This is a genomic window from Algoriphagus sp. AGSA1 (assembly GCF_021390545.1).
GTDB lineage: Bacteria > Bacteroidota > Bacteroidia > Cytophagales > Cyclobacteriaceae > Algoriphagus.
The window spans coordinates 115,943-130,928 of the sequence record NZ_JAJUWR010000009.1 but is presented as its reverse complement, the minus strand read 5'-3'; the positions used below and the strand labels follow the sequence as shown (position 1 = coordinate 130,928).

Annotated in this window: 14 protein-coding genes and 1 pseudogene; 8 read left to right on the top strand and 7 right to left on the bottom strand. The window is 43.1% G+C overall.

The annotated features are described in order from the left end of the window. Nucleotide 1: 1 nt before the first annotated feature. Nucleotides 2-799, bottom strand: a complete 798-nt coding sequence (locus LZF95_RS08885; protein ID WP_233754628.1) for an ABC transporter permease — start codon at nt 797-799, stop codon at nt 2-4. Nucleotides 800-859: 60 nt separating this feature from the next. Next, complete coding sequence (locus tag LZF95_RS08880) at nt 860-1,231, bottom strand: response regulator (protein WP_233754627.1); 372 nt, start codon at nt 1,229-1,231, stop codon at nt 860-862. A gap of 487 nt (nt 1,232-1,718) precedes the next feature. Between LZF95_RS08880 and LZF95_RS08875 the strand changes: the two genes are divergently transcribed. After that, nucleotides 1,719-3,098, top strand: a complete 1,380-nt coding sequence (locus LZF95_RS08875) for a TIGR00341 family protein (RefSeq protein ID WP_306422302.1) — start codon at nt 1,719-1,721, stop codon at nt 3,096-3,098. 105 nt (nt 3,099-3,203) lie between these two features. Next, nucleotides 3,204-3,659 carry a YciI family protein gene (locus LZF95_RS08870; protein WP_233754626.1) on the top strand — a complete coding sequence of 152 codons (456 nt, stop codon included), beginning with the start codon at nt 3,204-3,206 and terminating at the stop codon, nt 3,657-3,659. Between the two features lie 145 nt (nt 3,660-3,804). Here the strand turns inward: LZF95_RS08870 and LZF95_RS08865 are convergent, their stop codons facing one another. Next, on the bottom strand, nt 3,805-4,719 hold the full coding sequence (locus LZF95_RS08865; RefSeq protein WP_233754681.1) for a glutaminase: 915 nt from the start codon (nt 4,717-4,719) through the stop codon (nt 3,805-3,807). A 253-nt stretch (nt 4,720-4,972) separates the two neighbouring features. On the opposite strand from LZF95_RS08865, the gene LZF95_RS08860 reads away from it, so the two are divergent. Genes LZF95_RS08860 through LZF95_RS08850 form a run of 3 tightly spaced genes read left to right on the top strand, consistent with a single transcriptional unit; the run spans nt 4,973 to nt 6,715 of the window. Beyond that, complete coding sequence (locus tag LZF95_RS08860; RefSeq protein WP_233754625.1) at nt 4,973-5,320, top strand: PadR family transcriptional regulator; 348 nt, start codon at nt 4,973-4,975, stop codon at nt 5,318-5,320. A gap of 19 nt (nt 5,321-5,339) precedes the next feature. Then, entirely contained in the window at nt 5,340-6,020 is a 681-nt protein-coding gene (locus LZF95_RS08855) for a hypothetical protein (RefSeq protein WP_233754624.1), read from the top strand. Continuing rightward, on the top strand, nt 6,017-6,715 hold the full coding sequence (locus LZF95_RS08850) for a hypothetical protein (protein ID WP_233754623.1): 699 nt from the start codon (nt 6,017-6,019) through the stop codon (nt 6,713-6,715). Before LZF95_RS08855 ends, LZF95_RS08850 begins: the two co-directional genes overlap by 4 nt. Nucleotides 6,716-6,830: 115 nt before the next feature. On the opposite strand, the pseudogene LZF95_RS08845 reads toward LZF95_RS08850, so the two are convergent. After that, a pseudogene (locus tag LZF95_RS08845) lies at nt 6,831-7,028 on the bottom strand (glycoside hydrolase domain-containing protein); the annotation flags it as partial. Nucleotides 7,029-7,214: 186 nt separating this feature from the next. Between LZF95_RS08845 and typA the strand changes: the two are divergent. Next, nucleotides 7,215-9,020, top strand: coding sequence for a translational GTPase TypA (gene typA / locus LZF95_RS08840; RefSeq protein WP_233754621.1), 1,806 nt, complete (start codon nt 7,215-7,217; stop codon nt 9,018-9,020). An 81-nt stretch (nt 9,021-9,101) separates the two neighbouring features. Here typA and LZF95_RS08835 read toward each other — a convergent pair whose 3' ends face one another. Continuing rightward, complete coding sequence (locus LZF95_RS08835; protein WP_233754620.1) at nt 9,102-10,088, bottom strand: aldo/keto reductase; 987 nt, start codon at nt 10,086-10,088, stop codon at nt 9,102-9,104. Nucleotides 10,089-10,341: 253 nt separating this feature from the next. Between LZF95_RS08835 and LZF95_RS08830 the strand changes: the two genes are divergently transcribed. Together LZF95_RS08830 and LZF95_RS08825 are read left to right on the top strand one after the other, a co-directional pair. Next, nucleotides 10,342-10,734: a Dabb family protein gene (locus tag LZF95_RS08830; protein WP_233754619.1), complete on the top strand. Its 393-nt coding sequence runs from the start codon at nt 10,342-10,344 to the stop codon at nt 10,732-10,734. A gap of 176 nt (nt 10,735-10,910) precedes the next feature. Further along, nucleotides 10,911-12,230 carry a S41 family peptidase gene (locus LZF95_RS08825; protein ID WP_233754618.1) on the top strand — a complete coding sequence of 440 codons (1,320 nt, stop codon included), beginning with the start codon at nt 10,911-10,913 and terminating at the stop codon, nt 12,228-12,230. Here the strand turns inward: LZF95_RS08825 and LZF95_RS08820 are convergent. Next, nucleotides 12,227-13,093: a universal stress protein gene (locus LZF95_RS08820; RefSeq protein WP_233754617.1), complete on the bottom strand. Its 867-nt coding sequence runs from the start codon at nt 13,091-13,093 to the stop codon at nt 12,227-12,229. The two genes, LZF95_RS08825 and LZF95_RS08820, sit on opposite strands and share 4 nt — an antisense overlap. Nucleotides 13,094-13,335: 242 nt before the next feature. Further along, nucleotides 13,336-14,937 (bottom strand): BCCT family transporter, encoded by a 1,602-nt coding sequence (locus LZF95_RS08815; RefSeq protein ID WP_233754616.1) that lies wholly within the window; start codon nt 14,935-14,937, stop codon nt 13,336-13,338. Between the last annotated feature and the right edge of the window lie 49 nt (nt 14,938-14,986).

The window sequence follows — 14,986 nt, the reverse complement described above, 5'->3', positions numbered from 1 at the left end:
CTTACATCATTCGAATTGCGTTCACAATCTGAAGAACCAACAGTTCTTCTATAAATATCAGGAACATGGCCATCACCACAGCGGCATTTGCGGCACGCCCCACGCCTTCTGTTCCTTTGGAAGAGTTATATCCCTTATAGCAGCCCACAATCCCTATGGTAAAACCAAACAGCAGCGATTTCAGCACTGAGGATATGATATCCAGAAAGCTGATGGCTTCGAATACCTGTACAAAGAAGGTTACCAGGCTGACATTTTCATTGGCATTTACACTCAGAAATGAGCCCATCAGCGCCACAAAATCTGTAAACATCACCAATACGGGTATCATAAACGTAGTCGCCAGCACCCTGGTAACTACGAGGAATTTGAAAGGGTTGGTCGCTGACACTTCCATAGCATCTATCTGCTCAGTGACCTTCATAGATCCGATCTCAGCACCTATACTCGATCCCACTTTCCCGGCCGCGATCAGTGCGGTCACCAGAGGCCCCATAGCCCGTACTACAGCGATGGAAATCAGGGAAGGCAGCCATGAAGTGGCACCAAATTCTGAAAGGGAAGGGCGCGATTGATTAGTAAAAACTATCCCTACGATAAAACCTGTCAGCGCAATCAAGGGAAGGGATTCCACACCGATCCTATAACATTGTTGGACTACCTCTTTAAACTCGTAAGGAGGCAAAAACACCTCTTTGAAAAATCGTCTTACGAAATTCCAAGCGTCTGCCAAGCCGGTAAAAAACTTATCTATTTTCTTTGAAAGCAGGGGCTTTCTGTCTTCTGCTTTTTCAGTCATATAATCTTTCTGATGGCTCGAAATTAATTAAATTATTCAAAAGGACAGGCCTAAACTGTTTCAAAGTCCCAGGATTGAAAATAAGTCGGATTCACTTAGAGGTTTTTCAAAGATCTGATGTATTCTGCTATCCTGGGCAGCTCTGAGAAACACTTCTTCCATGACAGACGCGGTCTGCAAAATCACCCTGCAATCCGGTCGTAATTTCTCCATTTGATCCACAAATCCCCAACCGTCCATTTCGGGAAGATTTAAATCAACCAAAAGCAAATCTACGGATTCAGATCTGAGATACTCCAAAGCTTCTGATGGTCGGTCAAAATAAACAAATTCGATACCCGGATTTATTCTGGTAAGTCTTTTCCAAAGAAGTATTTTCTGGATTTTATCATCGTCAAGGAGTAGTATTTTTTTAATAGGGGCAGTGCTCATCCGGTAAAATAAATTTAGATGTAATGTGAAAGAATATGTTTACTTAAAACTATCAGATTCTCCCTTTAAAATCAATTCCAGAAGTCTGGATATCTGAACGGATTGATCTGGTGAAACAGCAATCTACTACTTTTCAATTAAAGGCTTCTCTTAAATGTTATCTGAATCCTTGATAGTTCCCCAGCTCCCAAAAGAAATTGAGGCAAGACAATTTTAAGCCTAGGCTAACTTTTTTAGCCTAGTCAAATTATGAGCTGTCTAAAATAGAATTAAACATCTTTAAACCAATTGGTTAAATATTTTTATATAAACTATAACTTAGTGGATATTGAAAGGATTATTTTAGAGAAACGGGCGGTTTATTATTCCATCCAAATACACCCCATAGAATATTCGGCAAATTTATTTGCGCTCTTATAGCACTAAACCGGGCTGGATTTTCGCTATTTTGCCGGAATATAAAAACGCCGTGGTAATACCTTGAGACATGATGGAAGAAGCCAATCCAAGAAAAAAGCGAAGCAACAGATTCATAAGGTTCCTGCTGTATATCCGGGACCGGTTTGATCTACAGGAAGGAAAAGAAGATGAGCTGGAGACCATTGTTTACATCAGCAAAAATGTAGAATTCCGGGGAGCCAATCTCTGGATTTTGATCTTTGCAATCTTTGTGGCATCGGTGGGACTGAATGTAAATTCTACCGCAGTGGTCATAGGCGCCATGCTCATTTCGCCCCTTATGGGTCCCATTATGGGGATCGGGATGGCAGCGGGAATCAATGATTTCGACCTCCTCAAACGCTCACTTAGAAACCTTGCGGTAGCAGTGTTTATAGCAATTTTGACCTCCTCTATCTACTTCACTTTTACCCCTCTGGACGATGCCCAATCCGAGCTTCTCGCCAGGACAGAACCTACGATATGGGATGTGCTGATCGCACTCTTTGGGGGTCTCGCAGGTATAGTTGCAGGTTCACGAAAAGAAAAGAGCAACGCCATACCGGGAGTTGCCATTGCCACGGCTTTGATGCCTCCACTGTGTACTGCCGGCTATGGACTGGCCACCATGAACCTGTATTATTTCATCGGTGCTTTTTATCTCTTTTTTATCAATTCGGTATTCATCTCCCTTTCGACTTATCTGATAGTCCGGTTTATGAAATATCCCAAAAAGGAATTTCTGGATGCGAAAAAGGAAAAGAGGGTGCAGACTTACATTACTATTTTTACCATTCTGACGATTGTCCCCAGCGTATATCTGGCTTACGGAATCGTTGTCCGTTCTATATGGGAAGAACAGGCAAAGACTTTTGTCCAAAATGAATTTGTCTATCCAAAAACCCAGGTTTTGAGTGCTGATTTCTTCTATAGCCAAGAGCCAAAAACCATACAAATCAACCTGATCGGTGAACGTCTCCCCGATACGGAAATCACAAAGCTTCAGGAGCAGGCAATAGCCCAGGGTTTTGTGAACACAGAGCTGAAAATCAATCAAAGTGGCAGCGGGCAGACCGATCTGAACCTATTGAGATCAGATATACTCAAAGATCTCTATGAACGCAATGAGCGGCTAATCCAGGATAAGGATGCGAAAATACAACTACTGGAAAGGGAGGTAGCAAACTATGGACAAGTAAGGGTGCTGGGAAATGAAATAGCTCAGGAAGCAAAGGTGAATCATCCTGATCTAAAAAAATTCACCTTAAACCGCTCCATGATCACGGATCTGGAAAACAAAACAACCGATACCTTATTGATTGCTTATGCGGAGTTTGGCAAAAAGCCTACAAGTGGTGACACCAATAAATTACTTAACTGGCTGAAACTACGCACCAAATCCGATACGGTAGCCTTAATCTTGCAATGATCCCTTATTGTTTTGGAGTTGACACATAGTAGATAATAAAAAGAACATAGACCACACTCCTCTCATTAAGTATAATTAGTATTTCAAAATCTAAACTAGAACCCTATGAAAAAGTTACTACTTACCCTTTTCCTGCTCAGTTCCCTAAACTTACTAAGCCATGCTCAAAACGACGCCTATGACCCAGAACTGGCGGCAGAGGTAGGTGCTGACAAATATGGCATGAAAAAGTATGTGATTGCCTTTCTATACCGTGGTGACCGCGTGAGCGAATATACCGAACAGCAACGAAGCGATATTCAGGCTGGACATATGGCAAATATCAACCGGATGTCTGAAGAAGGTCAACTCGTCATGGCAGGCCCGTTCTTTGGGAATGAGGATCTGAGAGGTCTTTACATATTTGCCGTGGAAACACTGGAGGAAGCTGAAGAACTCACCTCCACCGACCCGGCCATCAAGGCAGGGGTACTCAAAATGGTCCTGAAAGAATGGTATGGCTCGGCGGCTTTGATGCTGATGAATGAGTTACATTCCAAAGTTGCCGAGGAGTTGATTTAACGGTTGGTTTCACTTTTTCTGAAGACCTTTGGATAGTTCCCGCTGATCTCCGCAGAACAAGACGCAGATTTTCGTTGCTCTTGCTTTAACATCCTGGTTCTATATTCTGTGCCATTAGTGGGCTCATAACCCAAGGGCATCTTGGCTAGAATAAGGAAAACCCCAATTTATCCGTCAAAAGCTCCAGCGCTCTGATGGCCTTTACGGAATTGCCTTTTTCATTAAGTTCCGGACTCCATACGGCTATACTGAACTTATGTGGCATCACGGCGGCCACTCCTCCCCCAACCCCACTTTTCCCTGGCATTCCTACTTTGAATGCAAATTCCCCCGCCTCATCGTAAAACCCGCAGGTCAGCATCAGGGCGTTGACACGGCGGGCATGGCTTTCTGATAAGATTAATCTATCAGCGAAAATGGAATATCCATCATTGGCTAAAAAGGAAAAGGATTTTGCCAGATCCACACAGCTCATCTCCATAGCGCAATGGGAAAAATACACTTCAAGCACTTCATCGATGGGATTGTTGAAGTTTTTAAATGATTTTAGGAAATAGGCCAGAGCGGTATTTCGCTCACCGTGATTCATTTCCGAATTTTTGACATCAGGATTGATTTTCACACAGGTCTCTCCCGCCAGTTCGTTGATAAACTCCGTGATCTGGCTTATAGGACTCTCAAATTTGCTGCACAGCGCATCCGTGATTACCAGTGCCCCGGCATTGATAAAAGGGTTTCTGGGAATCCCTTTTTCATACTCCAATTGTGCGATAGAATTGAAAGGATCTCCACTGGGCTCCACGTTTACCCTAGTCCAGAGCTTGGAATTGAACACATTAAAAACCATCGTGAGCGTATGAACCTTACTGATACTCTGGATAGAAAATGGCTTTTGATAATCCCCAACACCATAGACATTTCCTTTGAGATCCACCAGGGCTATTCCAAACTGATGCGGATCTACGGTGGCGATCTCAGGGATGTAATCCGCGACTTTGCCTTTTAGGTTCTCTGCTTGCACCTCTTGGTACACTTCTTCGATAAGTTGTTGGTAGTCCATTCTGGAAAAATGCGGAAAATTGGGAGAGAATGAAAGTTTTTTGTTTGAAATCAGGCTTGTGTTAGTGGCTGGAAGACGGGAGAATGATGACTGAAGCGCACTTCGGTCTCCCGCCTTCGGTCTTCTGACCTCCAAAGAAAAGAAATTAAGTCTATTGGCATTCTTACAGAACTCAAGAAAAAAACACATACCTAAAATTCTTATGTATATAATATTTTTATATATTTGGAGAAGCTAGGTAATACGCAAACTCATGTCGAACAACAATCTGATCAAAGGCTCACTCCAAACCATCATCCTCAAACTTCTGGAAGAGAATGATAAAATGTACGGCTATGAGATCACCCAGCGGGTGAAGGAGCTGACTGCCGGTGAAATCAAAATCACCGAAGGTGCCCTCTACCCTGCCCTGCACAAGCTGGAAGCAGAGGGATTGCTCAGCACCGAGATCCAGCAAGTGGACAACCGGGTGCGAAAATACTACAGCCTGACTAAAGACGGGCAAAAGCAAGTCACCAGCAAAATGTCTGAGTTGCAAGGCTTCGTAGAAAACCTCCAGCGGATCCTGACCCCAAATCTAAAACCAGGATTCAATATCTGATTTTTTAAATGAAGCACCTATGAGAAAACTTACAGAACAGGAACTCGATCAGGTAAAAAGGGCCATTTCGGCCAAGGATTTGACTTCTGCAGAAATTCTTCTGGAAATCTATGATCACTATGTGACTCATCTGGAGAGTTTTGAGCAAGCTGATTTCGAAGTAGAATTATTTGAATTGGAGCAGAAGTTCAACTACAGCTACTGCCATGCACTTCAGGCGAAGTTTGTGAAAGCTTCAAAAAAAGAAATTTTCAACCTACAGTGGTCAATTTTTAAGACTTACTTCACGTGGCCTAGAATTGTGGCCACAGTAATATCCCTCTTATTATACACACTTCTTTGGATTGAGGTAGAAAACAAGACCAAGGCACAGTTGCTCATCATACCCATTGTTTCAATTGCGATTTTATCCGCTTGGATTTACTATTGCTCATTTAGAAAAGTGTCGGACATTAAAAAAATGATGAATAGTTCAAAACCAATTCAATCATCGCTTTTGACTTCCATCATGTTACAGTTATCCTTGATCACCTCTTCGTTTAACTTAATGATCATGCTCCCCAGACTTTTTGATGTACCGGATTTCATGGACAAGACTTATTTCATAGCAGGAACTTTAGCTTTGTTTTTTATTTATGTCAGCTATTCACTGACGCTTTATGAAGCCTGGAAGATCAAATCCAAAACCGCTTTGATATGAAGCTCTCCCCTTCCCAAATCACCGACCTCAAAAAACTGATCTCCTACAAAGGCTATCCGGAGATCGATCTGCAATTCGAGATTCTGGACCATGCTGCCTGCAAGGTGGAAGTGCTTTTGGAAGAGAGACCTTCTATGGACCTGGATGATGCATTCCGCAAAGTCCACAGCGAGTTCGGGATTTTTGGGTTTTCTGATCTGGCTGAGTCTTATACCAAAAGCATAGGAAAACGCTATAGACGATTTTTCTGGGAGGAGTTTATATCCTTTTTCACTAGCTACAGAATCATCTACCCAGCCACGATAGGATTTATTCTCTATTGGCTAAGTGTCTATACCCGACCATTTGGTATGCAACTTACTTTACCTTTTTGGGCTGTGGCATTCTTTTTTGTGGGTCTGATTTATATTATTGTCAGCTACTATAGGGCTAACAAAAGCCTTAAAAACTATGTGGCCTTTAAAAGCACCAACAACTTTTTATTAATCCTGAATGTGTTTATGCAAATGAATATTCATGGATTAAGGTTTTTTGAAAACCCGGATTACGTAATAGACCTCACTGTACGGGGAGTTTTCATGGCCCTGGGCATTTTGATTATAGCCTTGTCGTTCTTATCGATTTTTCTTCTTCCTAAAGTTCTGGACAGATCCATAGCAGAAACCAGAAAGCTACAGTCTATCTATGAATCTTAGAACCGATTACGCCGTCGTTTGAGCCCACAAACCACAAAATTCAAAAAGATCACTTCCTTTTTTTTAAAACAATACTTCCTTCGCCTTTTAACCTTGACCATTGAAAATTGTCCATTCAATCCGTCTCCAATTCGATCAACCCACCTTTTTTAAATAATTCATGCCCAACATAATAGCCTTCCAGCGTTTTTCCATTGACTTTGATTCCTTTTAAGTTTCTCCCTCCAGCAGGATTCAGGATCACCAGATCATTGCCATTGTCCACCTTCCAAGTCACCTCGTCAAAAAGCGGCGCCGTTACCAAATAATCAGCATCAGCTTTGCAATGCTAAGCAAACTCGCTTCCTATTCAAATGATAATATGATCAATGGAAGCTTAATTTTCAGGAAAAAATTGATTTTTTCACCAGTAACATGCTATTATTCAGTCAAACTTCACGAAGTCATAACCTTACTGCAAAATATTATTTGTACTTTTGCGCCTTCAATCAGGCAAACCATGCAGAATATTCGGAATATCGCGATCATCGCACACGTGGACCACGGCAAAACTACACTCGTGGACAAAATCATCCACGCATCTAAAATCTTCAGAGAGAACCAGCAGTTCGACGACTTGATTCTTGACAACAATGATCTGGAGCGTGAAAGAGGGATTACCATTCTATCCAAAAACGTATCAGTAAGATACAGAGACACTAAAATAAACATCATTGACACTCCTGGTCACGCCGATTTCGGCGGTGAAGTGGAGCGGGTGTTGAAAATGGCAGACGGTGTGATCCTTTTGGTGGATGCATTTGAAGGCCCTATGCCTCAGACCCGATTTGTATTGGGCAAGGCTTTAGATCTTGGATTGACTCCTATTGTAGTAGTAAATAAAGTAGATAAGGAAAACTGTCGCCCAGACGAAGTTCACGAATCAGTATGGGAATTGATGTTCAACTTGGACGCTACTGAAGAGCAATTGGAGTTTCAAACGCTTTACGGTTCTGCCAAGCAAAATTGGATGGGGCCTGATTGGAAAAACCCAACCGATTCAATTATTCCTCTATTGGACGCAATCGTGGATCATATCCCCGCTCCAAAAATCGAGGAAGGAACACTTCAGATGCAGATCACTTCCCTGGATTATTCCAGTTTTGTAGGTCGTATTGCAATAGGTCGTATCAAAAGAGGAACAATCAAAGTAAATCAGCAAATCGCATTGATGAAAGCTGATGGTTCTGTGAAGAAAATGAAAGTGAAGGAACTTCACACATTTGAGGGCTTAGGCAAGAATAGTGTAGAAGAAGCATTTGCCGGTGATATTTGTGCAGTGACTGGAATCGATGACTTCGAAATCGGTGACACCATCGCAGATGTGGACAACCCTGAGGCACTTCCCAGAATCGCCATAGATGAGCCTACCATGAATATGCTCTTCACCATCAACAACTCTCCGTTCTTCGGAAAAGAAGGGAAATTTGTGACCTCCCGTCACCTGAGAGACCGTCTGATGAAAGAGACTGAGAAGAACCTGGCTCTTCGTGTTGAATCAACTGATTCAGAAGATAAATTCCTTGTCTATGGACGTGGTATCCTTCACTTGTCTGTTTTGATCGAAACGATGAGAAGAGAAGGTTACGAACTTCAGGTAGGACAACCTCAGGTTATTTTTAAGGAAATCGATGGCGTAAAATGCGAACCAATCGAGACATTGGTTGTCGATGTACCACAGGAAACTGCCGGTAAGGTAATCGAACTGGCCACCCAGCGTAAGGGTGAATTGCTGATCATGGAGCCAAAAGGCGATCTTCAGCACCTGGAATTCAAAATACCTTCCAGAGGATTGATCGGACTGAGAAACAATATGCTGACTGCTACTCAAGGTGAGGCTATCATGAACCATAGATTCACTTCATACGAGCCATTTAAAGGCACTATGCCAGGGCGTACCAACGGTTCATTGATCTCTATGGAAGGCGGACAATGTACAGCTTATGCTATTGACAAACTTCAGGACAGAGGCACTTTCTTCGTTGACCCGGGAGATGAACTTTACACAGGTCAGGTGATCGGTGAAAACTCCCGTGACAATGACATCGTAGTGAACGTGCAGAAAGGCAAGAAACTGACCAACATGCGTGCTTCCGGTTCTGATGACAACGTAAGGATCGTACCTGCTAAAAAGTTCTCACTTGAGGAATCCATGGAATACATACAGAAGGATGAGTATCTGGAGATCACTCCCAAGTCTATCCGGATGAGAAAAATCTATCTGGACGAAGGTGAAAGAAACAGAATGGCAAAGAAAGACGCTTAAATAGATTTTAGAACCAAGATTCTAGAGTCAAGCTATATGGAATCCCTCAAGCGAAAGGTTGGGGGATTTTTTTATTGGTTCTTACCAAAGTTCATGAACCTCATCTCTGATGTATTTGTCATAAATACGTTTAACTCCTTCCATTTGATCCTTGGAGATTGGGGGCAGCTGACTCGCATTTACATTAGCTGCTATCTGGGAAGATTTGGACGCTCCCGGAATTACCACACTCACTTGGTCATGCATGAGTATCCAACGAAGTGCTAAAGCTGCCAAAGACCCACTCCCCTTGAAAAGCGTTTTCAGCTCATCTATTGCCGGAAACGCTTTTTCAAGAGGAACTCCCGAAAAGGTCTCCCCCTTGTCAAATGCCTTCCCTTCCCGGTTAAAGTATCTATGATCGTCTTTTGAAAAAGTAGTCTTTTCATTGATTTTTCCTGAAAGCAATCCACTCGCCAACGGTACCCGCACAATCAAGCCTATATTTTTTTTCGCTGCCTCAGGAAACAATTCTTCGGCAGGTTTCTGCCTGAACATATTAAAAATCACCTGAACCGTAGATACTACGTCATACTCCATAGCCTGCTTCGCTTCATCCACTGTCTCCACACTTACTCCCATGGCGGCGATCTTTCCTTCTGCCCTCAATTTTTCAAATAAGTTATACACTTCATCACGCTGATAGACAGAGCTGGGCGGACAGTGAAGCTGAATGAGATCCAGTCGGTTCAATCCCGTGTTCCGCAGACTATCCTCCACATGGCGACGGAGTTTCTCCACACTATAAGTCTCGTTTATATGGGGCTGAATCCTCCTTCCACATTTGGTGGCAACATAGATCTTTTCGGAGCGTTGGCGCACGGCTTCCCCCACTGCCGATTCGCTCAGCCCGGCATCATATACGTCCGCCGTATCGACGAAATTTATCCCCCTATCAAAAGCCGCATGTAAAATCTCCTCTGCAATTTTAGGGTCAAAAGGTGTTCCCCATCCTCCACCCACTTGCCAGGTGCCCAGACCAATTTCAGAAATTTTCCAACCAGTTTTTCCTAAAGTTCTGTAATTCATGCTGCTGTTAATTAAAAGTAATTGAGGTTTTCACATAAAAGGGAGGCTAAAAACCATCCGATTATCTAAAAGTAATTTAATTATTTATCTTTAGAATCACGGTTCCTATTGATATTTGTCTGACAGAAAAAAACATTGATGGACGGTGACTCCACAAACGGGAATACAAGAAAAACTTACTTTGCGGTGATCTGTATCGTTGTCTGCGGGAACCATCTAAGACTTTCGGAAAAACAATCCAGACCTTCAAACTATGAAAACACGTAGAAAATTCATCAAAACAATCGGCGTGGCAAGTGCCGCTGCTGTCTTACCTCTAAACTCAATCGCTAAAGAAATGGCAAAACAAAAAATGATTCACCAGGTTTACTTTTGGCTACATGATGAAGCAAACACACAAGAATTCCTAACCGAAGCCGTGCCCATGCTTGGACGGTGTAAAACTGTAGGCAAGTTTATAGCAGGCACTCCCGCAGCGACCGAAAAGCGCGATGTGGTAGATCATAGCTATCAAGTAGCCTGCACTATATTCTTCGACAGTCTGGAAGACCAGCTAGTATATCAGTCCGACCCTACCCACCTGGAGTTTATTGACAAGTACTCCCATATGTGGAGAAAAGTGCAGGTATATGATATCGCTATCTAAGCTGACACTGGTATGATTCAAAACCTGTCAGGTCTGCAGCACTTGAGTTGAAGCTATGAAATCGGAACATGCTGTTTTAGTGCAAGACCTGACAGGTCTATCCCGATCTTTTGATCAGTATTATAAACCTAATAACTCCATCTACTCGTAACTAACAACAGCCAAGACATCCATTTATGAATAACGCAAAGTTAATTATAGGAGTAGTTTTTGTCTTTCTTTGGTCGTGTGAACCAAAAGAAGACATTATCCCTGACCCTCAATCGACGGTAGTCAGAGACGCCATTTTAGCATCTATGCAGGAATGGTATTATTGGAATGAGGAGCTTCCTGCGGCTGTCACTCCGGCTGACTATGCTTCCAATGAAGCTTTGCTGGATGCTATTATCTACAAGCCGCTGGATCGCTTTTCCTACCTTACCACTCAGGAGGCATTCAACAATGCCTTTGTCGGTAGAAATGCCGGCCATGGTTTTGGTTTTGCCTTTGATGCTACGGAGCGGCTTTACCTCACTTTTGTATATGAGGAGTCTCCAGCCGGACTGGACGGATGGCAGCGGGGATGGGAAATTATAGAGATCAATGGTAAAACAATTTCCGAATACAAAAACAGTACTGGGGGTTATGATTTCCAATTAGGCCCTGCTGATCCCGGTATCAGCAATGCGTTCACCTTCAGATTACCTGATGGAACTACCACTACACGCACAAATGTGAAAGCAGAGTATCAATCAAATTCTGTACTTCATCAGGAAATCATAGACCTGAATGGCAAAAAAGTCGGCTACTGGGTATATCAAAGCTTCAAGGCCACCGCTGGGCAATCCCCCACTAAAAGCCTCGAAGTGGACGAGTCCATTGAGTTTTTTGAAACAGCGGGAATAGACGAACTGATCATCGACCTGAGATACAATGGCGGAGGCTCAGTGGCAGTGGCAGAGCAAATAAACAACTATCTTATCCCCTTTTCCCACAGTGAGAAACTCATGTATGTCAACAAACTGAACTCTCTGAAAACAGATCTTCAAAAAAGTGTGGATTTCAAAAAGCTAGGGAATCTCAATTTAAACAAACTAATTTTCATCACCTCCAGAGGTTCAGCATCAGCTTCTGAGTTGGTTATAAATACCTTAATGCCCTACCTTGATATTGTGCTGATTGGAGACAACACTTTTGGAAAACCTGTAGGTTCATTCCCACTTTCGGCATACAACAGAACCCTCAGAGACAATAATGTGGAATTGGTACCAATCACCTTCGCCACGGCAAATGCAGAGGGAAAAGCAGATTATTTTGATGGATTCCCCGCTGATTTCTCTGTAGGGGACAGTCCCCAGTTTAATTGGGGAGATCCAAGCGACCTACGCTTGGCCGCAGCGTTGATGACTATTGAAAACGGAGCCGTTGGAGGAAGGCTTTTGAACAGCTTCTATAGACCCAAATGGGAAATGATAGACCAATTCAAAGGACTCCAACAGGAATTTCCTGCCTACTAGTCGGGTTTTACGATTAATACAGGGATTTTTCTGTCTGCGGTGATCATCCGGTCGGCCACACTTCCTACCAATAGGTCATCCTCATCCGCTTTCCCCTTATTTCCCATCACAATTAAGTTAGCCCCATAGTTCAGCGCCGTTTCATACAGACTTTTACTGATATGGTTTCCGCTATCTTCCACAAAGATAAGGGGTTCGCTGAGGCCTGTTTTTTTCTGTATTTTGTTATAATCGTGCTCAGCCTTGCTTCGGAGGTTATTTAGGTATTTCTCCTGGTTTTTGAAATACGGAAAATACTGGAACCCAGATTTTAAAACATGGACCGGAACCAGTTTCGAAGATAAATTTCTTGAAAGGTTCAATCCGCGGCGGATTACTTTTTCCGAATAATCTGAAAAGTCTAGCGCCAATGCTATACTTTCAAATTCCGTATTGGCATTTTCCGGCACAAAAAGACAATCCGAGTCTGTAAGCCGAATCACCTTACTACTGAAAATCCCTGTTCCGTTATTCTTTTCTTTCTTACCCAGCACGACCAGATTAAACTGCTCGGCATCCACCCATCTGATCAGGGCCTCAAGTTTTCCACCCCAAGTCACGTTCACATGAATGCTGGATTTTTTCTCGCCGAATACACGCTCTACAAGATCCAATATCTCATCTTCTATCACCTCTTCTAGCGGCTTATGCAGCTGCTCTCTCAGGGTGGCTAATTCAGCAGAATCGTTCTCCAAGGCAACAAAATGAACCAAAGTCAAGGAATCAAAATCAAATACATCGTCCAATTTCTTGAAATACCTAAGCAAAAACTCATCTGAATCACTCAGATCCAGGAAAATACCGATTTTCTTTAATGGTTTCATCTGTTTATATTCTGATTTTTAATGGTCAGATAGCCTGTCCCGATTTTTCTTCGGGAGAATCTCGCCAGGCGAATAATCATCCCTCTGTGTGTCGCTTGCTTCATGCTCGATTTCATGGGGTTATAATTTGTTTTTAAAGGTCACCTAAATAGTCAGGGCAGGCTATGGAATCCCTGCCTTCGGCAGGCAGGTCGCATGCCTTAAAATCATTCCGGTGTGTGACGTTCTCGACATGCTCGATTTCATGGCTTCTTGTCCTTATCGATTTGCTTCATAATCACTTTGGTCAGCCGGTTGGCATAGGACTTCTGATCCAACTCATCGGTCAATTGCTTATCACGGGCATATTCTTTCTTCACTCCTTTTAGAAGTGAGTAGCACATGATAGTAAGAATGATCAGAAACGGGAGCCCTGTGGAGATCGTGGCCGTCTGCAAAGCCGTAAGTCCTCCTCCTATAAGCAGTACTGCGGCCACGGCCCCCTCTGTAGTAGCCCAAAAAACCCGCTGCAGGGTAGGTGTGTTCAGCTTACCACCAGAAGTAATGCTATCTATGACCAAGGATCCTGAGTCTGATGAAGTCACGAAAAAACTCGCTACCAACAATATGCCCAAGACAGACCCTATCATGCGAAGAGGGAATTTTTCCAAAAACACGAAGAGGGCAGTGGACTCATCCGCCACTATTGCCCTGGCAAACTCATGGCTTCCACCAGCTAATGTATCCTGCATGTCAAGAAAAATAGCAGATCCTCCCAAAGTAGTCATCCAGAAAAAAGTCAAAATGCTAGGTGCCAAAAGCACTCCAAAAATAAACTCCCGGATGGTTCTGCCTTTGGATATCCGTGCGATAAACATCCCCACAAAAGGTGACCAGGAAATCCACCAAGCCCAGTAAAATACCGTCCAGTCTCCCTGCCAACCTTTGTTTACAAATGCTTCCGTCCAAGTGGATACCTCTATAAGTTCATTCATGTAGATACCCATATTCTGAATAAAAGACTTGAACACAAAAAGTGTAGGGCCAAAAATCAAAACAAACAATAGAAGTAGGCCGGCAATCCTCACGTTCCATTCGCTAAGGACTTTTACCCCTTTATCTACTCCTGACACTACAGAGAGAGTTGCTATGGCTGTGATCCCTGCTATCAGCCCCACTTGGATCCATACATTATTTGGGGTTTCGAAAACATGCGACAATCCTCCACTAACTTGCCGCACCCCTACTCCCAAAGACGTCGCCAAACCAAATATTGTGGCCAGGACAGCGAAAATATCTATTACATCGCCCATCCACCCGTGTATCCTGTCTCCAAGAAGAGGATAAAAGACAGATCGGATAGTGAGTGGCAAATTTCTGTTGAACGAGAAAAAGGCCAATGAAAGCGCGACCACAGCATATATAGCCCATGCATGGATTCCCCAATGCAAAAAAGTAAAATTCATTGCCTGCTGGGCAGCTTCAATCGTATAGGGGGCAGCCACTGGAGGTTTGGCATAATGTGACACAGGCTCAGCTACCCCATAGAAAAGCAGCCCGATGCCCATTCCCGCACTGAAAAGCATAGAAAACCAGGCACCGGTAGAGAAGTCTGGAGTGGCATCCTTCCCTCCCAACCTAACAGATCCATATTTACTAAATCCCAAGAAGAGGCAAAAAATGATAAATACATTCACTGCCAAGATAAAAAGCCAGCCTACTTTGTCAGTCACAAAACTTTTCACTGTCCCAAACAAAACCACCATAGGCTCTCCGACGACAATAGTGACTGTCATAAAAACTATCAGCAAAATGATAGCTGGAAAAAATACTGGGTTGTGGATATCTACGTACTTGTTTTTCATAGGCTAAAAATCAAATAAAAAGTTACGGAATTCTACTTGGACATAAAAA